General features: G+C 71.8%; 19 protein-coding genes and 2 tRNA genes. 16 read left to right on the top strand and 5 right to left on the bottom strand.

Annotation, left to right across the window (positions count from 1 at the left end; translation table 11 throughout):
- Nucleotides 1-21: 21 nt before the first annotated feature.
- On the bottom strand, nt 22-1,122 hold the full coding sequence (locus ACZ4UV_RS05135; RefSeq protein ID WP_467836574.1) for a M48 family metallopeptidase: 1,101 nt from the start codon (nt 1,120-1,122) through the stop codon (nt 22-24).
- 98 nt (nt 1,123-1,220) lie between these two features.
- Between ACZ4UV_RS05135 and ACZ4UV_RS05130 the strand changes: the two genes are divergently transcribed.
- From ACZ4UV_RS05130 to ACZ4UV_RS05100, 7 genes are all read left to right on the top strand, one after another.
- Entirely contained in the window at nt 1,221-1,382 is a 162-nt protein-coding gene (locus ACZ4UV_RS05130) for a hypothetical protein (protein ID WP_217549548.1), read from the top strand.
- Between the two features lie 110 nt (nt 1,383-1,492).
- Nucleotides 1,493-1,660 (top strand): hypothetical protein, encoded by a 168-nt coding sequence (locus ACZ4UV_RS05125; protein ID WP_167450157.1) that lies wholly within the window; start codon nt 1,493-1,495, stop codon nt 1,658-1,660.
- A gap of 69 nt (nt 1,661-1,729) precedes the next feature.
- Nucleotides 1,730-2,413, top strand: a complete 684-nt coding sequence (gene nadD, locus ACZ4UV_RS05120) for a nicotinate-nucleotide adenylyltransferase (RefSeq protein ID WP_390040132.1) — start codon at nt 1,730-1,732, stop codon at nt 2,411-2,413.
- A 16-nt stretch (nt 2,414-2,429) separates the two neighbouring features.
- Nucleotides 2,430-4,148: an LCP family protein gene (locus tag ACZ4UV_RS05115; protein ID WP_467835855.1), complete on the top strand. Its 1,719-nt coding sequence runs from the start codon at nt 2,430-2,432 to the stop codon at nt 4,146-4,148.
- Nucleotides 4,149-4,249: 101 nt separating this feature from the next.
- On the top strand, nt 4,250-4,693 hold the full coding sequence (gene rsfS, locus ACZ4UV_RS05110; RefSeq protein WP_351492982.1) for a ribosome silencing factor: 444 nt from the start codon (nt 4,250-4,252) through the stop codon (nt 4,691-4,693).
- Nucleotides 4,693-5,361, top strand: a complete 669-nt coding sequence (locus ACZ4UV_RS05105; protein ID WP_451018124.1) for a histidine phosphatase family protein — start codon at nt 4,693-4,695, stop codon at nt 5,359-5,361. The genes rsfS and ACZ4UV_RS05105 overlap by 1 nt, the downstream gene beginning before the upstream one ends.
- A gap of 111 nt (nt 5,362-5,472) precedes the next feature.
- Nucleotides 5,473-5,545, top strand: a tRNA-Ala gene (locus ACZ4UV_RS05100).
- A gap of 61 nt (nt 5,546-5,606) precedes the next feature.
- On the opposite strand, the gene ACZ4UV_RS05095 is transcribed toward ACZ4UV_RS05100, so the two are convergent.
- Entirely contained in the window at nt 5,607-6,518 is a 912-nt protein-coding gene (locus ACZ4UV_RS05095; protein ID WP_467836571.1) for a helix-turn-helix transcriptional regulator, read from the bottom strand.
- A gap of 123 nt (nt 6,519-6,641) precedes the next feature.
- Between ACZ4UV_RS05095 and ACZ4UV_RS05090 the strand changes: the two genes are divergently transcribed.
- The 3 genes from ACZ4UV_RS05090 (at nt 6,642) to ACZ4UV_RS05080 (ending at nt 8,590) form a co-directional block, all read left to right on the top strand.
- Nucleotides 6,642-8,111 carry an MFS transporter gene (locus ACZ4UV_RS05090; RefSeq protein WP_451018125.1) on the top strand — a complete coding sequence of 490 codons (1,470 nt, stop codon included), beginning with the start codon at nt 6,642-6,644 and terminating at the stop codon, nt 8,109-8,111.
- Nucleotides 8,112-8,179: 68 nt separating this feature from the next.
- Nucleotides 8,180-8,353 carry a hypothetical protein gene (locus ACZ4UV_RS05085; protein ID WP_107408581.1) on the top strand — a complete coding sequence of 58 codons (174 nt, stop codon included), beginning with the start codon at nt 8,180-8,182 and terminating at the stop codon, nt 8,351-8,353.
- Nucleotides 8,354-8,356: 3 nt separating this feature from the next.
- Nucleotides 8,357-8,590: a hypothetical protein gene (locus ACZ4UV_RS05080; RefSeq protein WP_006136074.1), complete on the top strand. Its 234-nt coding sequence runs from the start codon at nt 8,357-8,359 to the stop codon at nt 8,588-8,590.
- Here ACZ4UV_RS05080 and ACZ4UV_RS05075 read toward each other — a convergent pair.
- Nucleotides 8,569-9,780: a glycosyltransferase 87 family protein gene (locus tag ACZ4UV_RS05075; RefSeq protein WP_451018126.1), complete on the bottom strand. Its 1,212-nt coding sequence runs from the start codon at nt 9,778-9,780 to the stop codon at nt 8,569-8,571. The genes ACZ4UV_RS05080 and ACZ4UV_RS05075 overlap by 22 nt on opposite strands.
- Before the next feature lie 113 nt (nt 9,781-9,893).
- On the opposite strand from ACZ4UV_RS05075, the gene ACZ4UV_RS05070 reads away from it, so the two are divergent.
- A tRNA-Ala gene (locus ACZ4UV_RS05070) sits at nt 9,894-9,966 on the top strand.
- Nucleotides 9,967-10,146: 180 nt separating this feature from the next.
- On the opposite strand, the gene ACZ4UV_RS05065 is transcribed toward ACZ4UV_RS05070, so the two are convergent.
- Nucleotides 10,147-11,760 carry an NADH-quinone oxidoreductase subunit NuoF family protein gene (locus tag ACZ4UV_RS05065; RefSeq protein WP_181801638.1) on the bottom strand — a complete coding sequence of 538 codons (1,614 nt, stop codon included), beginning with the start codon at nt 11,758-11,760 and terminating at the stop codon, nt 10,147-10,149.
- A complete protein-coding gene (locus ACZ4UV_RS05060; protein WP_467836564.1) occupies nt 11,757-13,058 on the bottom strand; it encodes a cytochrome b/b6 domain-containing protein in 1,302 nt (433 codons plus the stop codon). The genes ACZ4UV_RS05065 and ACZ4UV_RS05060 overlap by 4 nt, the downstream gene beginning before the upstream one ends.
- Nucleotides 13,059-13,485: 427 nt before the next feature.
- On the opposite strand from ACZ4UV_RS05060, the gene leuS reads away from it, so the two are divergent.
- From leuS to ACZ4UV_RS05035, 5 genes are all read left to right on the top strand, one after another.
- On the top strand, nt 13,486-16,365 hold the full coding sequence (gene leuS, locus ACZ4UV_RS05055) for a leucine--tRNA ligase (protein ID WP_451021857.1): 2,880 nt from the start codon (nt 13,486-13,488) through the stop codon (nt 16,363-16,365).
- A 151-nt stretch (nt 16,366-16,516) separates the two neighbouring features.
- Entirely contained in the window at nt 16,517-17,245 is a 729-nt protein-coding gene (locus ACZ4UV_RS05050) for a hypothetical protein (RefSeq protein ID WP_451021858.1), read from the top strand.
- 72 nt (nt 17,246-17,317) lie between these two features.
- Nucleotides 17,318-18,163 carry a DegV family protein gene (locus ACZ4UV_RS05045; protein ID WP_390040146.1) on the top strand — a complete coding sequence of 282 codons (846 nt, stop codon included), beginning with the start codon at nt 17,318-17,320 and terminating at the stop codon, nt 18,161-18,163.
- Between the two features lie 131 nt (nt 18,164-18,294).
- Complete coding sequence (locus tag ACZ4UV_RS05040; protein WP_451021859.1) at nt 18,295-19,443, top strand: ComEA family DNA-binding protein; 1,149 nt, start codon at nt 18,295-18,297, stop codon at nt 19,441-19,443.
- A complete protein-coding gene (locus tag ACZ4UV_RS05035; protein ID WP_467835852.1) occupies nt 19,440-22,013 on the top strand; it encodes a ComEC/Rec2 family competence protein in 2,574 nt (857 codons plus the stop codon). The genes ACZ4UV_RS05040 and ACZ4UV_RS05035 overlap by 4 nt, the downstream gene beginning before the upstream one ends.
- Nucleotides 22,014-22,016: the final 3 nt, after the last annotated feature.

Below are 22,016 nucleotides of genomic sequence, written 5' to 3'. Positions count from 1 at the left end.
CCCGAAGAGAGCCCGGCCCCGCTACGCCTCGCCGTCCTCCGGGGAGGTGTCCCGGGGCGGTGCGTCCTTCGGCGGGGGCGCGCTCGTGAACCCGTCGAAGCCGCGCTTGACCCGGCCGCCCAGGCTCCCGGCCCCGCCCGCGATGTCCGTGACCAGCTTCATCAGCGGGTCCTTGGACGTCTTCACGTCACTGGCATAGCTCGCCGCGGACTCCTTGAACGAGTCGCCGACCGAGGTGTCCTTGTCCTCGGTGCGCCGCGGGTAGTGACCGTCCATGATCCGCTGGTAGTCGCGCGACGCGGCCCACTTCTTCAGCTCGGCCGCGCGGACCGTGGTGAAGGGGTGCGAGCGCGGCAGTACGTTCAGGATCTTCAGGACCGAGTCACGCAGGTCGCCGCCCGCCTCGTACTCCTCGGCCTGCTGCAGGAACGCGTCCACGTTCATCTCGTGCAGGTGGTTGCCGCCCGCGATCTTCATCAGTCCACGCATCGAGGCCCGCAGATCCTGGCCCACCAGCAGCCCGGCCCGGTCGGCGGACAGCTCCGACTTGCGGAACCACTCCCGCAGGGCCGTCACGATCGCCAGGATCGCCAGGTTGCCCAGCGGGATCCAGGCGACCTTGAGCGCGAGGCTGGTCAGGAACAGCAGGATCGTCCGGTACACCGAGTGCCCGGACAGCGCGTGCCCGACCTCGTGGCCGACGACCGCCCGCATCTCCTCCTCGTCGAGAAGTTCCACCAGGCCCGTGGTCACCACGATGATCGGCTCGTCCAGGCCGATGCACATCGCGTTCGGCTGCGGATCCTGCGTCACGTACATCGGCGGGACCTTCTCCAGGTCCAGGATGTAACAGGCGTCCCGCAGCATGTCGTTCAGGTGGACGAACTGCTGGTCGGACACCCGGACCGAGTCGGACAGGAACAGCAGCCTCAGGCTCCGCTCCGGAAGCAGCCCGCTGAGCGCCTTGAACACCGCGTCGAAGCCGCTGAGCTTGCGCAGCGCCACCAGCGCCGAACGGTCCGCGGGATGCTCGTACGCACGCGAGGAGATCCCCGGGAACCGCCTGCGCTGCCTGCTCGGCACCCGCTCGTGCCCGTTCTGCTCGTGGCCGTCGTCGGACATGTCATCCCCCATGTGCGTGAGTGTCTGCCGTGCCCCCGGGGCAGAGCCCAGCCTAGGCGGCGATACCGTGGACGGGCAGTACAGCCGAAGGAGTCCTCATGGAGCACCACCCCCCGGCCGCCTGGCTCACCCAGGCCGCGAGCGCCGCCCAGCACCAGGGCTCGGGCGATCTGCTCCGGGTCGTCATCGTCGTCATGTTCGTCGGCTGCGCACTGACCGCCTGGTTCCTGCTGCGCGGGTACAAACAGAAGGACGACTGAGCCGCCGGGATCGTTCCCCAACGGAGGAGTCGGCGTGATCGCCGCCGGGGCGCCCGCATACGATGAGCCGACATCTTTATCCCGTCCACACGCGATAGGTCCTGCCGCAGATGATGAATCTCCACAGCGCCGCTGCCCAGTTGGTCACCCTCGCCGCAGAGGGCGAGGAGCACGGCGGCAACCACAACAGCCTCAACCCGGCCGTCACCGGCGGCAGCGCCTTCGTCATCCTGCTGCTCCTGCTGTGGATCACCACCCGCTTCAACCGCGACCGCTGAGCCGGACGCCGAGCCCGGCACCGGTCCTCCGGGCGGGGCCCACGGACCGGGCCGGTAGGGTCTGCACGCATGGGAGAGCAGGACATGCCTACCGGTCCGGCAGCTGACGAGGCCGACGACATGGCGACACGGCCGCGGTACACGCCGGCGGGCCCCGCGCACACCGGCAAACGCCGCCTCGGTGTCATGGGCGGAACGTTCGACCCGATCCACCACGGGCACCTCGTGGCGGCCAGCGAGGTCGCCGCCCAGTTCCACCTCGACGAGGTGGTCTTCGTGCCCACCGGGCAGCCGTGGCAGAAGACCTCCCGCGCCGTCTCACCGGCCGAGGACCGCTATCTGATGACGGTCATCGCGACCGCGGAGAACCCGCAGTTCTCCGTCAGCCGTATCGACATCGACCGCGGCGGTCCCACCTACACCGTCGACACCTTGCGCGACCTGCGCGCCCTCAACCCCGACGCCGACCTGTTCTTCATCACCGGTGCCGACGCGCTCGGCCAGATCCTCACCTGGCGGGACTCGGAGGAGCTCTTCTCCCTGGCCCACTTCATCGGCTGCACCCGGCCCGGCCACCACCTGACCGACCGCGGTCTTCCCGAGGGCGGCGTCTCGCTGGTGGAGGTTCCCGCGCTCGCCATCTCCTCCACAGACTGCCGTGCGAGAGTCGCCAAGAGCGACCCCATCTGGTACATGGTGCCGGACGGAGTCGTGCGCTACATCGACAAGCGCGAGCTGTACCGCGGCGAGTGAGCCGAGAGGGGCACCGGTGAACGACCGATACGACGCGGGCTACGGAAGCGACCAGTACGAACTCGTCGGCTACGACGAGTACGGGCAGCCGGTGTACCGCCAGATCCCTGCGCAACAGCAGCAGACGTACGACCCGTACGCAGGGCAGGGGCAGGGGCAGGGGCAGGGGCAGGGGCAGGGGCAGGGCTACGGGTACGACCCGTACGCGGGCGGCGGGCAGCAGGCCGCGCCGTCGTACGACACCGGGCAGCAGGCCGCCGTCCACGACACCGGCCGGCAGCCGGCCACGCCCCCGTACGACCCGTACGGCACCGGCGGCCACACCGCCTACGACCCCTACGGGCAGGCGGCCACCAGCGGCCGGCAGCCCCGGGTCGCCGAGCAGACCGCGCACATCCCGCAGCAGGCCGGACCGGCCGACCGCGAGACCGGTCCCCGGCAGGACGACGACGAACGGGACTACCACACCGGCCAGTTCGCGTTCGTCGAACAGCCCGACGGCGACTCCGAGGACGTCATCGACTGGCTGAACTTCACCGAGAACCGCACCGAGCGCCGCGAGGAGGCCAAGCGCCGCGCCCGCAGCCGGTTGATCGCCCTGGTCGTCGTCCTCGCCCTGGTCGCCGTCGGCGGCGTCGGCTACCTCTGGTACGCCGGAAAGATCCCCGGCCTGTCCTCCTCCACCGCCAAGGGCGGCACGACGACCTCGGTGGCCGCCCAGAAACGCGACGTGATCGTCGTCCACCTGCACAACACCGGTGGCGGCGGCACCTCGACCCTGCTGCTCGTCGACAACACCACCACCAAGCAGGGCAGCACCGTCCTGCTGCCCAACTCCCTCGCCCTCACCGACGACGACGGCACCACCACGACCCTTGCCAAGTCCGTCGACGACGACGGCTCCTCCGGCACCCGCGACCAGCTCGACACCGTCCTGGGCACCAGCATCGAGGGCACCTGGCGCCTCGACACCCCCTACCTGCAGAACCTCGTCGAACTCGTCGGCAACATCGACATCGACACCAACGCCGACGTCCCCGACCCGGACGCCAAGAAGAAGGGCGAGGAGCCCCTGGTCCACCAGGGCAAGGACCAGACCCTCGGGGGCAAGGCCGCCGTCGCCTACGCCACCTACCGCGCCTCGGGCGAGGCCCAGAACGCCCAGCTGGAGCGGTTCGGACAGGTCATGCAGGGCGTGCTGCGCAAGCTGTCCTCCGACGCCTCCGCCGCGACGACCACCGTGCAGACCCTCGCGCAGATCCTCGACCCGTCCCTCACCGACAAGGACCTCGGCACCTTCCTCGCCAAGCTCGCCGACCTCGCCAAGGACGGCGACTACAAGACCGCCCTGCTGCCCGTCCAGAGCGACGGCACCCTCAGCACCCAGACCAGCTCCAGCGTCGTCAAGGACATCCTCGGCGGCACCGCCAAGAGCCCGTCGGCGGGATCCGCGGTGCGCGTCTCCGTCCAGAACGCCACCGGCGTCAAGGACGACACCGAGAAGGCCCGCGTGGTCCTCGTCAACGGCGGCTACACCTTCCTGGAAGGCGGTACGGCCTCCGGCACCCAGGCCACCTCCAAGGTGCTGTACTCCGACGCCGCCGACAAGGAGAACGCCACCGAGGTCGCCAAGACCCTCGGCCTCGGCACGGGTGCCGTCCGGAAGGGCTCCGTCGGCTCCGGCGCGGACGTCTCCGTCGTCCTCGGCCAGGACTACAAGCCGTCCTCCTCCTGAGAGGGCCCGCCGCACCCCACGTGACCCGGTAATCACGTGGGGTGCGCCCTGCGGTCCGTGAGACCCTTGACGTCAAACGACCGCCGACGGAAAGCCACGCAGTGACCGCCACCGACCGTTCCCTCGAGCTCATCACCGCCGCCGCGCAGGCGGCCGCCGACAAGCTCGCCCACGACGTCATCGCCTACGACGTCAGCGACGTCCTGTCGATCACGGACGCCTTCCTGCTGGCCTCCGCGCCCAACGACCGCCAGGTCAAGTCGATCGTCGACGAGATCGAGGAACGACTCCAGAAAGAACTCGGCGCCAAGCCGGTGCGCCGCGAGGGCGACCGCGAGTCCCGCTGGATCCTGCTCGACTACGTGGACATCGTCGTCCACGTCCAGCACAGCGAGGAGCGCGTCTTCTACGCCCTGGAACGGCTGTGGAAGGACTGCCCCGAGATCGAGCTGCCCGCCGACGCCAAGGCCACCCGCGGCAAGGCGGCGGAGCACGCCAGGCTGCAGGCCGCCGAGGACTCCGGCGAGCCGGGCGGGGACTGGTGATGAGCGCCACGGGCGAGGTGACCGACAGCAGGGGCCGCGGCCGCCGCATCATCCTGTGGCGGCACGGCCAGACCGCCTGGAACGTGGAGCGCCGCTTCCAGGGCTCCACCGACGTCGAGCTCACCGAGACCGGCATCGGCCAGGCCCGCCGCGCGGCCCGCCTGCTCGCCTCCCTCGGCCCGGACGCGATCGTCTCCTCCGACCTGCAGCGGGCCGCCGACACGGCCGCCCAGCTCGCCGCCCTCACCGGCCTCGACGTGATCCGCGACGAGGCACTGCGGGAGACCTACGCGGGCGTGTGGCAGGGACTCACCCACGAGGAGATCATCGCCCGCCACGGCGACGAGTACGCCGCCTGGAAGCGCGGCGAGCCGGTCCGCCGCGGCGGCGGCGAACTGGAGACCGAGGTCGCCGACCGGGCCGCCCCCGTCGTGCTCCGGCACGCCGAGAAGCTCCCCGAGGAGGGCACCCTCGTGGTCGTCAGCCACGGCGGCACCATCCGCACCACCATCGGCCGCCTCCTCGGCCTGGAGTCCCGGCACTGGGAGAGCCTCGGCGGCCTCACCAACTGCTGCTGGTCCGTGCTCGGCGAAGGCGCCCGCGGCTGGCGGCTCCTGGAGCACAACGCCGGCACCCTCCCGGAGGCCGTCCTCGGCGACGACGACTGAGGAACCTGTCGCCACCCGGCCCGCCCGGAGCCCGGATTTCACTTTCCGGCAGGTCGCAGGCTAAAGTTCTTCTTGTTCGCCCCGCCAAGCGGAAAGACGGGAAGAACGCAAGGGGCTATAGCTCAGTTGGTAGAGCGCCTGCATGGCATGCAGGAGGTCAGGAGTTCAATTCTCCTTAGCTCCACAGATCGGCACTCCACGCACTGTCGAGTTGTCAAAGATCGGTGATGAGAATCCCGTCCTCTTCAGAGGGCGGGATTTCTTGTGTTCCACTCCCGGATGATCTCGGTGGCCTCCTCCTCCGTCACCGGCCACAGCCGCTGCCTGCGCTCCCGCAGCAACGCCACCCGCTCCCGCGTCCGTTCGTCCTCCGGCGTGTAGACCACGATCCGCGCCTCCGGCATCCCGTCGATCGACAGCGACTGCGACGTCATCCGCAGCTCGCCCACCGCCTCATGACGGAACGTCTTCACCCGCGGCCCCGGCTGCGCCACCGCCCCGCTCTCCCACAACCGGACGAAGTACCCACTGGCCTGGGACAGCGCCCGTATGAAGTCCTCCCAGGCCGGCTCGCCGACGTGTCTGCCGTAGGAGGAACGCAGGGTCGCCACCATCACCGGCAGTTCACGCTGCAGGTGCACCACCGGGCTGCTCTCCTCCGGGACCGTGAACAGCGTCCACAGCACGTTCGGCACCCCGATCCGCACCGTCTGCGGCACCAGGAACAGGTCCCGGTAGGCGGCGTTGGTGGCCAGCACGTCGTAGCGCGAGGTGTACACCACCGCCATCAGCGGGTCGAGGGCGTCGATGATCCCCTGCACCTCCGCGCCGACCGACCGGGACAGCCCCTCCGGCGCCGGGGCGAACGGCACCTCCGCCAGCCGGTACAGATGCTCCCGCTCCGGCAGGTCCAGCATCAGGGTCCGCGCCACCGCGTCCAGCACCTGCGCCGACGCGTTGATCGGCCGGCCCTGCTCCAGCCACGTGTACCAGGTCACGCCCACACCCGAGAGCTGGGCGACCTCCTCCCGGCGCAGGCCCGGCGTGCGCCGCCGCAGCCCCGGCGGCATCCCGACGTCCGCGGGCTGCACCCGGGCCCGCCTGCTGCGCAGGAACGCGGCCAGCTCCGGCCTGCGGCGGTGTGCTGTCGTCGGCATCGTCACGTCCCCCGTCGTCACGTCTCCATCGTGGGCGCAGCCCCCGTCCCCTGCCAGGTGCTGCCAGTACCAGCATCGGCGGGCTCTCGGCACCCGTACCGGCCCGCCGCCACGCTCGGACGCATGACGACGACATCCCGGACGGGACCAGGTCCCGCACCCGCTCCGACCCCTGCGAAAAGTGAAGCACCCGGCACTGACAACCGGCCCCGGCTGCTCCTCGCGGTCGTCCTCTCGGCCCTGTTCATGGCCGTGCTGGACGTCTTCATCGTGAACGTCGCGGCCCCCACCATGGGTTCCGAACTCCACGCCTCGGGCGCCGACTTGCAGCTGGTCGTGGCCGGCTACGCCATCACGTACTCGGTGCTGCTGATCACCGGTGCCCGGCTCGGCGACCGGCTCGGCCACGGCCGGGTCCACCTCGCAGGGCTCGCCCTGTTCACCACGGCGTCGCTCGCCTGCGGCCTGGCCCAGGGGGCCACCGAGCTGATCGTGTTCCGGCTGGTGCAGGGCGCCGGATCGGCGGTGATGATCCCGCAGGTCCTCAGCATCATCCAGCGTGCCTTCACCGGCGAGGCCCGCATACGGGCGCTCGGCGCCTACTCCGCGGTCCTCGCGGTCGGCGCCGCCGCCGGCCAGATCATCGGCGGCGTCCTGGTCAGCGCCGACCTGTTCGGCACCGGCTGGCGGCCGGTGTTCCTCGTCAACGTGCCCGTCGGCGCCGTACTCCTCGTCCTGGGCCGGCGTGTCCTGCCGCCCGGCGGCGGATCCGGCCCCGAGCGGGCCCGCGGCCTGGACCTGCCCGGCCTCGTCCTGCTGGGGGCCGCCGTGTCGCTGCTGACGGTCCCGCTGGTCCTCGGCCAGGAGGAGGACTGGCCGCTGTGGTCCTGGCTGTCCTTGGCAGCCGCCGTGCTCCTGTTCGCGCTGTTCTGCGGGTACGAGGCGAGGCTTGCCCGGCGCGGCGGCGCCCCGATCGTCGCACCCCGGGTACTGCGCCACCCCGGCATGGGCCTGGCCGTCCTGCGGATCCTCGCCGTCATGGCCGTCAACGCCGGATTCCTCTTCACCCTCACCCTGCACGTCCAGCGCGGCCTCGGCTACAGTGCGCTGCGCGCCGGTCTCACCTTCGCGCCGACCGCCGTCGTCTTCGGCACGGTCGCTCTCACCTGGCGCAGGTGGCCGGCCGCGTGGCAGCGGGCGCTGACCCCGGCCGGGTTCGTGCTCACGGCGCTGGGCGTGGCCGGTGTCGGGCTCGCCTTCCACGGGGGCGGCGACGGGGGCGTGCAGCTCTATGTGGCGTACGCCGGCGTGGGCGCGGGGCTCGCGCTCGCGTTCAGCCCGACGCTCACCGGCGCGCTCGCAACCGTGCGCCCCGAGGACGCCGCGGACGCCAGCGGACTCCTCGCGACCGTCACCCAGCTCGGCCAGCTCATCGGCGTCGCCGCGTTCGGCACACTGTTCTTGAACCGGCTTGAGTCAGTTGGGGGCCCGCAGGCGTATACCTCTGCGGAGGCGCTGACAGCCTGTGCATGGGCGCTCGCCGCGACGGCGGCCGCGGGGGCCGTGTCCGGACTGGTACTGAGGCGTCGCTGACCGTATTGGTCCGGCCGTGGCAGAATCAAACGGCCGGAAGGGGGCGCGGCCCGACGGGAGGAGTAGCGATGCCTGCGAGCATCCTTGAGGAGGGCGGCCACCTCCTCGGTGCGGCGTTGATACGGGACACGATCACCCGGCTGCTCTGCCCTTCCTGCGGTTCCGCGCATGTCGCCCAAGTGCTCGGCGACAACGGCGGGATCTCCTACGTGTGCACGGCCTGCGGCCACAGCTGGAGCTGATCGATGGGTGCACACAGGCGGAAGTGCGACTGGTGCGGGAGCGGCACCCCCATCGTCCGCGACATGGAGCCGATCAACCCCGACTACCAGTACTGGTGCGAGGAATGCGCGCGGGCGCTGATCATAAAAGGCGACCCGATCGAGACCTACCGTGAGCTGGAGGGCGAGCCGATCTACGGCCGGCTCCTCGAAGAGCACTGCACGCTCAAGCGTTTCTACTCGTTCGTCACGGCCTGACCGGGGCCCGGCCTCGGCAACGATGTCCGGGCGAGCGCGAGGAACAGCACCCCGGTGACCGTGTAGAGCGCCGACAGCGTCAAGGAGACGGCGTTCTGGTGCAGTTCGGGCCGCCCGTGCCCGTGCGGCACCCACCACAGGGCGTACGAGCAGAAGACCAGCAGCGCGCCCGCGGCCACCGTCCGGTGCCCGCGGGTCCACAGCAGCAGCACCACCGGCACGCACCACACCCAGTGGTGCGACCAGGACACCGGGCTGATCAGCAGTGCGGTCACCGCGCAGACGGCCACTGCCCAGGGCCGCCGGCCGTGCAACTCCGCCGTCACCGCCATCGCGAGCCCCAGGACGGCCGTCAGGGCCGCCGCGGCGGCCCACAGGGCTCCCGGGTCGGGAGTGTGCAGCAGACGCGCCAGAACGCCGCGCAGGGCCTGATTCGCGGTCTCCTCGGCCTGCCCCACCCGTCCCGTCCGGAACACCATCCCGGTCCAGAACCGCCACGAGTCGTACGGCAGGACGGCCGCCGCCAGCAGGGTCGCCCCCGCGAAGACGGCGGCCGCCCCGCGCGCGTGCCGCAGCCACGGGCCGCCGTCCCGTCCGGCGAGGCGCGCGGCCAGGCCGGTGGCGAGCAGGAACACCGCGAACAGCGCGGGCGTCAGCTTGACCGCCGCCGCGAGCCCGACACCCACCCCCGCCCAGCGGTCCGGGCGTTCGGCAGGACGACGTGACAGATCCCACAGCACCAGTACGGCCAGCAGCAGATTGACCTGCCCGTAGCGCACGGTCGTCCACACCGGCTCGCACCACACCGCCGCCGCCGCGACCCACAGGACGTGCTCCACGCGCGCGTGCCCGACGAGCCGCATCGACAGCCCGACGAACACCAGCAGCAGGACCAGGTTTCCGGCCGTCGCCAGTGTGCGCATGCCCGTGACGTCCAGCAGCGTCAGCGGGACGAACAGCAGCGCCGCGAACGGCGGGTAGGTGGACGGCAGGTGAGCCGCCGTCGTACGCAGCGCGTAGAGATCGCCGCCCGCGCGGACGGTCGCCCCCTCCGCCCGGTAGACCATCAGGTCGATCATCGAGACGTGCGCGGCCCGCTGGGCCACCCAGAACGCCGTGAACGACAGGAGACACGACCCCAGGGCCACCGGCACCCGGCGCCGGGTCTCGGAGAACGCGATCACGGTCACGAAGCCCGACACTAGCGTCCGTATCCATACAGAACGGAAACGATTTGGTGGTGCACCCCTTCGACCGTGTAATGTTGGCGTCGCCGCCAGGGAAACCGGGCGGACCAAAACACGGGGCTATAGCTCAGTTGGTAGAGCGCCTGCATGGCATGCAGGAGGTCAGGAGTTCAATTCTCCTTAGCTCCACAGAAGTCGAAGACGGACCATCCGAACGGATGGTCCGTCTTCGGCGTTGTCCGGGTCGACAGTGTCCCGAAAACCCGCGGAAACCTTGTCGGCGGGAACTCCGCCCGCGGACTCCTCTCGCACACGTGGGGCGGGCCACCCGATCAGGGTGACCCGCCCCACGTGTGCCAGAAGGTGCGATCAGCGCCCCAGCGCCCGGCGGCCGCGGCCCTGCGAGAGAACCGGCAGGTTCTTGGCCGGCGCCTGCGAGCGGGTGTCCTCCTCCAGGCGCAGGGCGAGCGCCGGGCAGCGGCGCACCGCACGCAGCGCCTTGGCCTCCGCGAACCTGGGCACCTTCGCCTGCGCGACCGTCGGGAAACCGTCCGCGCCCAGCTCGAAGACCTCCGGGAGGATGTCCGCGCACAGACCGTGGCCCCGGCACAGCGTCCAGTCGACGTAGATCTTCTGCCGGCTGCCGCCGCCGTTGTCCTCGGGCTCTCCGCCGCCCGGGATGCCCGTAGGCATCTTGCCGTCCTCGAAGAGCGGCAGAACGCCCTCCACGGGCCGTCCGCAGCCGTTCCCGAGAACGTGCGCGGCGAGGTCGTCGGTAAACGCCTTGATCGTCGACTCGAGGAACATGGCGGAGCCGTCCGGGTGCGAGCACGCCCCGCGCCGCTTCACGTTCTTCGCGACCTGCTTGAGCGCCTCCAGGGCGGCCGGTCCGCCGCCGTTCAGGATGTCCTCCATACCGCGCGCGGCCGCCGGCAGACCCAGGTAGCAGGGACCGCACTGTCCCGCGCTCTCCTCCGCAAGCCACTGGGCGACCCGCAGCGACTCGCCCAGCGGACAGGTCTCCTGCGTGATCGGCAGGATGGCGCCGGCACCCAGCGCACCGCCCACCGCGTCGAGCGAGTTGCGGGAGACGATCGCCTCGTTGACGGTGGCCGCGTCGATCCACTTGCCGTGGTAGCCGCCGGTCAGCACACCCTGCGGCACCGGCGGGGCGCCGGCCAGCTGCAGGACGTAGCGCAGCGGCACACCCGTGGGGACCTCGATCACCATGGGGCGGGCGACCGCGCCGGAGACCGTCAGCATGACGGTGCCCGGCTCGTCGTACAGGCCGGTGTTGCCGTAGCGCTCCGGGCCGATCCGGGCGGCGATCGCCAGCTGAGCGAACGTCTCCGCGTTCGACAGCAGGGTGGGCGCGCCGCCGACGCCGTTCTGCGAGGCACTGGTCTTGCGGCCGGGCGGGATCGCCGGGCCGCCGTCGATCGAGCGGATCAGTGACGCGGCGGCACCGGTGACCATGCGGACCGGGTTGCGCTGGACGAACGCCTTCAGCGCCGAACGCCGGCCGTTGCTCAGACCGCGCTCGGCCAGCGCCTGCTCCATCGAACGTTGCGTGGACTCCCGGGTGACCCCCACCACGAGCGTGCGGGCACCCAGCGCCTCCGCGCAGAGCAACGCGCCGTCAAGGATCAGATGCGGGGCACGGTTGATCAGCACCGTGTCCTTGCGGCAGGCCGGCTCGTCCTCACTGCCGTTGACGACGACGACCGGCCGTACGCCGCGCTTGATCGCCGCCTCGGCGACCGAGCGCAGCTTCTTGTGGAAGGGGAAGCCCGCGCCGCCGCGGCCCTTCAGGTTGATGCGTTCGGAGAGCTGCGCGAGCTGCTCCCCGCCCAGGGGTTCGAGCGGCCCGTGCACCTTGAGGTGCATGGGCAGATCGAGTCTTTCGACAAGGTCGAAGCCCGACGTGAGCTGCGGAAGGCCGACCACGCGGACTTCTGGGACGTCGGGCAGGGCCTCGTTCACCTATAGCCTCCGGAAGGCGTGTTCCAAGGTTCGCCCGAACCCGGGGCGTCGAAGGACGCGCCGGGCGCTGGTTCGTTGGCGGGACCGCTGTTGTACGTGTCATTCGAGTTGTACGTCCCGTACCGGGCATTCGTCTCACCCGTGTCGTATACATCACGTCCGCCCGTGCCGCCGGCGCCCGGATTGCCATAGGCCGGGATGTTGTATCCGGTGTCCTGCATCGGGTCGTACGCCGACCGGGGCGCCTCGCCGACCGGCGGCGGCGACGGGATCGGCCAGCTGCCCGAGGTGCTGGACGGACCGTCCACGCGCGGGGCGGACTGCGTGGCCTGCATGTCCAGGCGTTCCATGCGCGCGGTCTGGCCGGCCGCGAACGGCGACTGGGGCTGGCCGGGCGTGGACGTCGCCCGGTAGGCGGCGGCGAAGCCGGACGCCGGCTCGGGGCCGGGCGCGGCGGCAGCCGCGGACGGGAACAGCGGGTTCGACTGCGAGGTCGCCGTGTCCGCGCGCGACGGCCTCGGCTCGCGCTCCCGCATGGACTCGTAGCCCGGCAGCCCGGACTCGCTCACCCGGGCGCGGCTGGCGTCCAGATCGTCCAGCTCCGGCCGCTCCGAACTGCCGAGGACGGAGACGAGACGGTCGGCCACCCTCCGCTTGAACGGACGCGGGGCGGCGCGCAGTGCCAGCGCCGCCATCACGCCGATCAGGCACAGGTCGTACGAGATCATGAAGAACGGCTTCGCCGCGCGGCCCGCGTACAGGCCGTGGATCAGCGCTGCGCACCAGGCCGGATAGGCCAGCATGTGCATGGCCCGCCAGCGGGCCGCAACGACGGCCGGGGCGGCGAAATTGCTGCGCAGGGCGCCAGTGACACCCACGAAGATCATCAGGAGTCCGGCCAGCGAACCGAGTCCGATCAGGCCGGCGCTTCCGGTGATGCCGAGCGAGAACGGAATGATCGCGGCGATCACCACGGTGTGATCCAGCGCGATCTTCGTGACGATGTGCACCAGCAGGAACGCGATCGAGGCGACCGCGGTCGTCCGGTGCACCGCCTGGCCGACGATCCGCTGGCGGGTGTTGAGGAAGATGCGGTCCTGTGCGATCAGACCCCAGATCACCGAGCAGCTCAGCGACACGAGCGAGAGCACGCCCGCGCCGAAGTTCAGGAACGATTGGAACTGGCTGCCTCCGGTCAGCACAACCACGGGTATGAGCAACAGGACGACAGCGGACGCCACCCCCCAGGCCGAACGGCCTGGCTTGGGAAGCGAGCTGTTACTACGACGAGGGTTCATGGGGGCAACTCCGAGCAGTTCGGGAAAGCGGTCCCGGTGCCGCAGCCTAAGTGGCGCCATACCGATCAGTACGAGGTTTGAGTTATTGCGTTGTTACCAAAGAGCGACGCAGTCCTTGTGATGTCCCTTAGCGGACGTTACGCGAAGTAAATTTTGAACCTGGTTCAACTCTCGTCCCGATGGTCGCCTCAGACGCACGTGTCAACCATTGATACGCAAGCGCGTCGCAGCTTGCTCAAGCGCTGCGGTACCCTGACGCCATGCGTGCCGTACGCCTTCTGCTTAGCGGGCCGCGCTGATCAGTCCCGACCGCCGGACGAAACGGCTGGTCGGCATCGGCGCGGCGTCCCCTCCTGTGTGAGGGGATTTTTCGTTTCTAGAAAGTTCGCAGCCGCTGGCAGAGACGACCGATGGAGCTTTGAGGATCATGAGCGAGACGAACCCCGCTGCCGCCGCCACGTCGGCGGAGGCCGCGCCGCACCGCTACACGGCCGCCCTGGCGGCCGAGATCGAGGCACGCTGGCAGGACTTCTGGGACGCCGACGGCACCTACGCCGCGCCGAACCCCACGGGTGACCTGGCCGGCGACCCCGAGGTGGTCGCCCGGCCCAAGAAGTTCATCATGGACATGTTCCCGTACCCGTCCGGGGCGGGCCTGCACGTCGGTCACCCCCTGGGCTACATCGCCACCGACGTCTTCGCCCGCTTCCAGCGGATGAACGGCCACAACGTCCTGCACACCCTGGGCTTCGACGCCTTCGGCCTGCCCGCCGAGCAGTACGCCGTGCAGACCGGCACGCACCCGCGCGTGTCCACCGAGGCCAACATCGAGAACATGAAGGTCCAGCTGCGCCGGCTGGGCCTGGGCCACGACAAGCGCCGTTCGTTCGCCACGATCGACCCGGACTACTACAAGTGGACCCAGTGGATCTTCCTGCAGATCTTCAACTCCTGGTACGACGACGAGGCGGACAAGGCCCGCCCGATCTACGAGCTGATCGCCCAGTTCGAGTCCGGTGAACGTGGCGTGCCGGGCCACACGCGCGCGTGGAACGAACTGACCGCGACCGAGCGCGGCGACGTCCTGGGCGAGTTCCGCCTGGCCTACGCCTCCGACGCGCCGGTCAACTGGTGCCCCGGCCTGGGCACCGTGCTGGCCAACGAGGAAGTCACCGCCGACGGCCGCTCCGAGCGCGGCAACTTCCCCGTCTTCAAGGCCAAGCTGCGCCAGTGGAACATGCGCATCACCGCCTACGCCGACCGGCTGCTGGACGACCTGAACGAGCTGGACTGGCCCGAGGCCATCAAGCTGCAGCAGCGCAACTGGATCGGCCGCAGCGAGGGCGCCCGCGTCGACTTCCCGATCGACGGCGAGAAGATCACCGTCTTCACCACGCGCCCGGACACCCTGTTCGGCGCGACCTACATGGTGCTGGCACCCGAGCACCCGCTGGTCGACCGGTTCGTCCCGGACGCCTGGCCCGAGGCCACCCACGACGTGTGGACCGGCGGCCACGCCACCCCCGCCGACGCCGTCGCCGCCTACCGCGCGCAGGCCGGGGCCAAGTCCGACGTGGAGCGGCAGGCCGAGGCCAAGGACAAGACAGGTGTGTTCACCGGCGCGTACGCGACCAACCCGGTCAACGGCGAACAGATCCCGGTGTTCATCGCCGACTACGTCCTGATGGGCTACGGCACCGGCGCGATCATGGCCGTACCGGCGGGCGACCAGCGCGACTTCGAGTTCGCGCGCGCCTTCGAACTGCCGATCACCTGCATCGTCGAGCCGACCGACGGCCGCGGCACCGACACGTCGACGTGGGAGAACGCCTTCGGCTCGTACGACGCGAAGATCGTCAACTCCTCCAACGACGACATCAAGCTGGACGGCCTGCCGGTCGCCGAGGCCAAGGCCCGCATCACCGAGTGGCTGGCCCGCAAGGGCATCGGCGAGGGCACCGTCAACTTCCGGCTGCGCGACTGGCTGTTCAGCCGTCAGCGCTACTGGGGCGAGCCCTTCCCGATCGTCTACGACGAGGACGGCGTCGCCCACGCGCTGCCCGAGTCGATGCTGCCGCTGGAACTGCCGGAGGTCGACGACTACTCGCCGCGCACCTTCGACCCCGAGGACGCCGACACCCAGCCCGAGACGCCGCTGTCACGCAACGAGGACTGGGTCAACGTCACCCTGGACCTGGGCGACGGACCGAAGAAGTACCGCCGCGAGACCAACACCATGCCCAACTGGGCCGGTTCCTGCTGGTACGAACTGCGCTACCTGGACCCGCACAACAGCGAGCAGCTGGTCGACCCGCAGATCGAGCAGTACTGGATGGGCCCGCGCGAGGCCATGCCGCACGGCGGTGTCGACCTGTACGTCGGCGGCGCCGAGCACGCCGTGCTGCACCTGCTGTACGCCCGATTCTGGTCGAAGGTCCTGTACGACCTGGGGCACGTCTCGTCCGCCGAGCCGTTCCACAAGCTGTTCAACCAGGGCATGATCCAGGCCTACGTCTACCGCGACGGCCGCGGCTTCCCGGTGCCCGCCGCCGAGGTCGAGGAACGGGGTGGCGACTACTACTACGAGGGCGAGAAGGTCACCCGCCTGCTGGGCAAGATGGGCAAGTCCCTGAAGAACGCGGTGACTCCGGACGAGATCTGCGCCGAGTACGGCGCCGACACCCTGCGCCTGTACGAGATGGCGATGGGCCCGCTGGACGTGTCCCGGCCGTGGGACACGCGCGCGGTGGTCGGCCAGTTCCGGCTGCTGCAGCGGCTGTGGCGCAACATCGTCGACGAGGCCACCGGTGAGGTCACCGTGACCGACGCCGAGGCGGACGAGGAGACGCTGCGCGCCCTGCACAAGGCGATCGACGGCGTCCGCCAGGACCTGGAGGGGCTGCGCTTCAACACGGCCATCGCCAAGGTCACCGAGCTGAACAACCACCTGACGAAGGCGGGCGGCGCGGTGCCGCGTCCGGTCGCCGAGCCGCTGGTGCTGATGATCGCGCCGCTGGCCCCGCACATCGCCGAGGAGCTGTGGCGCAAGCTGGGCCACACCGACTCGGTCGTCCACCGGGACTTCCCCGTCGCCGACCCGAACTACGTCGTCGACGAGACCGTGACCTGCGTCGTGCAGATCAAGGGCAAGGTCAAGGCCCGCCTGGAGGTGCCGCCGGCCATCTCCGACGAGGAACTGGAGAAGGTGGCGCTGGCCGACGAGCTGGTCGTGAAGGCGCTGGGCGGTGCCGGGATCCGCAAGGTGATCGTCCGCGCGCCGAAGCTGGTGAACATCGTCACGGCGTGACACCGCCGGCCACCTCCGGGTGGTCCCCTACGGGCAGGTTCGGGGTTCTTGCGGAACTCCGGGCCTGCCCTTTGCGTTTACGGTTGAGGAGCACGGCCACCCACGCCGTGCCCGGACACGGCCGGGGTGGTGGGCAGCGAGGAGGAGCACCGTGGAAACAGTGATCGCCGTATTCGCCGTGCTCTTCCTGCTCTTCGTCGCCGGTGGGGCGTACGTCACCTTCAAGGCGGTCGGCGCTGCGAAGCGTGGTGTGGACCGCACGATCACCCAGGCCCGGCGCACCGTCGAGGAGCACACGCTGCGCGCCAAGTCCATGGTCCAGATCGGCCCGGCGGGCGAGATCGCCCAGCTCCGGCTCGCTCTGCGCACCTCGATGCGGGCCACCCAGGACGCGTTGCATGCGGGCGTCGCGGAGGACGAGTCGCTGAAGGAGTCCCTCGGCCTCTTCCAGCGCCTCAGCGCGCACGGGCACGAACTGGACGGTGAACTCAGGCGCCTGGAGGCCGAACCGGACCGGGCCACGCTCGCCACCCGCCTGCCCGAGCTGCGCCGCCGCACCGAGCGCATCACCGAGTCCGCGGACGCGCTGCGCTGGGCGGCCCGCGACCGGGCCCGCCGCTTCGCCGACGACGACCTGGACACCTTGAGCACCCAGATCGGCGTCGAGGCGGACGCCCTGAGGCACTGGACCCGGCCGGAGCCGGCCGCGCAGACCCCGCCGTGGCCCGAGGCCGCCGCCGGCCCCGACGACCGTCAGACCCGGCCCGAACGACCCCGGTCGGCCGCGGCCGAGGACCCGGTGCAGCCCGCGATCACCCCGCCCGTCCGGCCCCGGGCGTACCCCTGGCAGAAGAAGCCCCGGCCCGAGAGCACCACTTGACAGGGCCGGTCCCGGTCCGGGCGTCCGGGGGCGGGCTGCCGCGCCTGGGCTACGCCAGGTAACCTCCAGCTCATGTCCTGCCATGTCGCGATCGTCACCGATTCAACGGCCTACCTGCCGCCGCGGACGGTGGAGCGCCACGGCATCACCGCGGTACCCCTGACCGTGGTCCTCGGCGACCGGGCGCTCGAAGAGGGCACCGAGATCTCGACCCGTTCGCTGGCCCAGGCTTTGCAGAAGCGGCGGCCCGTCACCACGTCCCGGCCCAGCCCGGAGGTGTTCGCCGAAACCTACCGCAGGGTAGCCGGGGCCGGGGCCACCGGAATCGTCTCGCTCCACCTGTCCGCCGAACTGTCGGGCACCTACGACGCGGCCGTCGTCGCCGCCCGGGAGGCACCCGTCCCGGTGCGGGTGGTGGACACCGGGATGGTCGCGATGGCCCTCGGTTTCTGCGCGCTCGCGGCGGCCGAGGCCGCCGAGGCCGGCGGCACCGTCGACGAGGCCGTCACGGCGGCGGAGAAGCGGGCCGCCGGTACCTCCGCGTACTTCTACGTCGACACCCTCGACTATCTGCGCCGGGGCGGCCGCATCGGCACCGCCCAGGCCCTGTTCGGCTCCGCGCTCGCCGTGAAGCCCCTGCTCCAGCTGGACGGCGGCCGGATCGAGCTCCTGGAGAAGGTACGGACGGCGTCCCGGGCCATCGCCCGCCTAGAGGAGCTCACCGCCGAGCGTGCGGGCGGCGCCGATGTGGACATCGCCGTCCACCATCTCGCCGCCCCCGACCGGGCCTCGGCTCTCGCCGACCGGCTGCGGGCGCGGGTGCCCGGGCTGGCCGACCTGCATGTGAGCGAGGTCGGCGCGGTCATCGGGGCGCACACCGGCCCCGGGCTGCTCGGGGCGGTCGTCTCGCTGCGGTGAGCTGGGGACCCGAGAGCGCGAGCCTCGGCACCATCACTCGTGCGAGTGGCGGAGTTGTCCACAACTCGGGCGTGGTCCACGGGAACTGAGCAAGATCATCGCGGCTCGGCGGGAAGCCCGATCCTCGTCGCATGGCACTTCGATCACGCTCACACGAGACACATGCGACCAGCGGCCCGGGTCGGGGCCCCAGCTCCGACGGCCGCACCCGGCACCGGCGGTCCCCGGTCCGCGCCCGTATCCGTCATCGCCCCGCCCCGGCGGACGAACTGCGCCGCCGGGCGGAACTGCTCTTCGGCGAACGGGCCGTCGCCAGGCCGGGGCAGGGGCCGCCCAGCGCGGAAACGGTGACCGGCACCGGTGCGGCGACCGGACTGACCGCGGCCGCGACCGCGGTGCGCACGGCCTCCGCCGGAGTGCGCACCGCCGCGGCGGTGCTGTCCACGGCGGCGGCAGTGATGTCGTCGGCCCGCGTGCTGGCCGGCGAAGCCGCGGCGCGGCGCGAGCCCGCGCTGCCCGGGCTGCGGTCCCGGGTCGGGCTCGCGGTGCGGGAGCGGATGCCGGTGTGGCTCCAGACGCGGTGCGGGCTGGAACGCCGGGGCGCGGTTGCCCTGGGGGCGGTCCTGGTCGTGGCCGCGGCGCTGGCCGTGCAGCACTTCTGGACGGGTCGGACGGAGTCCGTGAGCGCGCCGGAGGTGGTGCGTGCGGAGGCACCGTACGGGAAGAGCGAGGAGCGGGCCCCGGCCGCCGGAGCGGCCGCCGCCGGGGCCGGTACCGCCGCGGCGCCCGGTGCGCTCGACGCTTCCGGCGCGACCGCCGGAGCCGCCGGAACCGGCAGTTCCGGCGGGGAGATTGTGGTGGATGTCACCGGGAAGGTCCGGGATCCGGGGGTCCACACGCTGCCCGCCGGCTCCCGGGTGACCGACGCGCTGCGGGCGGCGGGCGGGGTGCGGCCCGGTACGGACACCGACGGACTCAACCGCGCCCGCTTCCTGACGGACGGGGAACAGATCGTCGTCGGGGGTCCCGCTCCGCCGGCCGCACCGGGCCAGGGCGTGGGCGGTCCCGCGACGGGAGCGGGCCCGTCCGCCCCGGTCTCGCTGAACACCGCGACCGTCGAGCAACTCGACGCCCTGCCCGGAGTCGGCCCGGTACTGGCCCAGCACATCCTCGACTGGCGCACCCAGCACGCCGGGTTCCGTTCGGTCGACGAACTCCGCCAGGTCAAGGGCATCGGCGAACGCCGCTACTCCGACCTGCGGGATCTGGTACGGCCATGAGCCCCGTGACCGGCGGAGCGGCACCTGGGCCCGTGGCCGTGGGCCGGTCGGTGCGCGACGGCCCGGGGCGGCGGGGCGGCACCGTGCACGCCCGGCAGGACACGCGGGCCGACCTGAGGCTGGTGCCGCCCGCGCTGGCCGTGTGGGCCACGGCGGCCCTGGCACTGGACGCACCTGTGGGGTGGACGGCCGCGACCGCCGTCGTCTGCATGGTCGCCGGGGTGATGCTGCTGCGGCTCGGCCGGACGCGTCCCCGGCCGGGGACGGCGACCGTCGGTGCCGGATCCGCCCGGCCGGCCTGGCGGCGGGCCTCGGCCGGCGCGCTGCTCCTCTGCGTCGCCGGGGCGGCCGCCTCCGCGGGGCTGCACGGGGCGGATGTACGCCGCGGACCGGTTCCCGGCCTGGCCCGCGCGTACGCCACCGTGACCGCCGAGGTGGAGCTCACCGGCGACCCCTGGGTCGCCAGGCCGCGCGTGCGGGGGGACCACGCCACCCCGGCCGCCGTACTCGTGCGCGGCGAGGTGCGCCGGGTGGAGAACAGCGACGGGACCGCGGTGGCGACGCGCTCCCCGGTACTGGTGGCCGTGGACACGGGGGTGCCGGCACCCGGTGGCGGCGGCCGGGCGCGGTGGCTCGGACTGCTGCCCTCGACTCGGCTGAGGGTGAGCGGGCGGCTGGCGTCGGCCACGGCCGGCGGGGACCGGGTCGCGGCGCTGCTGCGGGTACGGGAGCGTCCCGCACCGGCGGTGGTGGGGGAGCCGAGCGGGCCGCAGCGGCTGGCCGGACGGTTGCGGGCCGGTTTGCGGGAGGCGACCGACGGCCTGCCCGAGGACGCCCGGGCGCTGCTGCCCGGGCTGGTCGTCGGGGACACCTCACGTATCGGCCCGGAGCTGGACGAGGCGTTCGAGGCGACCGACCTCGCGCACATCCTCGCGGTGTCGGGCAGCAACCTCACCATCCTGCTCGCCCTGCTCATCGGACCGCCGGGACTGGCTCAGCAGACCGAGCGCCGGGGTCTCGCTCCACGCCTGGGGCTGTCGCTGAGGGGGACCGCACTGTTCGCGTCGACGCTCACCCTCGCCTTCGTCGTCGTGTGCCGGCCGGATCCCAGCGTGCTGCGGGCCGCGGCCTGCGGTGCGGTCGCCCTGCTCGCCCTGGCGACCGGCCGCCGCAGGTCCCTGGTCCCGGCACTGGCCACGGCGGTTCTGCTGCTGGTGCTGTACGACCCGTGGCTGGCCCGCAGTTACGGCTTCCTGCTGTCGGTGCTGGCCACCGGTTCGCTGCTGTTGCTGGCGCCCGGGTGGTGCGAGGCGCTGCGGCGGCGCGGGGTGCCGGAGCGGTTGGCCGAGGGGCTGGCGGCGGCCGCGGCCGCGCAGGCGGTGTGCGGGCCGGTGGTCGCGGTGCTGTCGGCCCGGGTGAGTCTCGTGGCGGTGCCCTGCAACCTGCTGGCGGAGATCGCGGTCGCGCCGGCCACGGTCCTGGGGTTCGGGGCGCTCGCGGCGGCTCCGGTGGCGATGCCGGTGGCCAAGGTGCTGGCGTGGTGCGCGAGTTGGCCGGCCGGATGGATCGCCGGAATCGCCCGGACCGGGGCCGGGCTGCCCGGTGCGGGCGTGGACTGGCCGGGGAGCTGGACGGGGGCGCTGCTGCTGGCCGGGGTGACGGTGGTCGCCGTACTGCTGGGACGGCGGTTGCTGCGGCATCCGTGGTGGTGCGGGGTGCTGGGGGTGCTGCTCGTGATGCTGGTGGTACGTCCGGCGCCGCTCACCCGGGTGGTCACGGGCTGGCCGCCGCCCGGCTGGCGGCTGGCGATGTGCGACGTGGGGCAGGGGGACGCGACCGTGCTCGCGGCGGGCGCGGGCACGGGAGTGGTCGTGGACGCAGGACCCGATCCGGCGCTGGTCGACCACTGCCTGCGGGAACTCGGCATCACCCGGATCCCGCTCGTCGTCCTCACCCACTTTCACGCGGACCACGTCGCGGGGCTGCCTGGGGTGCTGCGTGGCCGTGAGGTGGCGCAGATCGAGACGACCGGGTTCGAGGAACCCGCGGACCAGGCCGAGTTCGTCAGAAGGGAGGCCGCCGAGCACCGGGTCCCGGTCACGCGGGCGGTCGCCGGGGAGCGGCGCAGGACCGGGCCGCTGGACTGGCGGGTGCTGTGGCCGCCCCCGGACCCGGCACCGCTGCCGGACGGACCGAACGACGCAAGTGTCGCCCTGCTGGTCCGCTCGGCCGGGCTGCGGATGCTGCTGCTCGGGGACCTCGAACCCCCGGCCCAGCAGGAGCTGCTGAGATCACCGGCCGCGGCCGCACTGGGCCGGGTGGACGTGCTGAAGGTGGCCCACCACGGGTCCGCGTACCAGGATCCGCAGCTGTTGCGGCTGGTCGCGCCGCGGGTCGCGCTCATCTCGTGCGGGGCGGACAACCCGTACGGTCATCCGGCACCCGGCACGGTGGCCGAACTCCGGGCCGTGGGGGCGGTGGTGCTGCGGACCGACCGGGACGGGGCGCTCGCCGTGACCGGCGGCGGCACGGGCGGGGAGGCGGGGGAGCTGCGCGTGGCGCGAGACTGAGGG

Source organism: Streptomyces sp. NPDC028289, from assembly GCF_055565975.1.
Note: the sequence above shows the minus strand (reverse complement) of the source record. Positions and strands in the feature narration are given on the sequence as shown.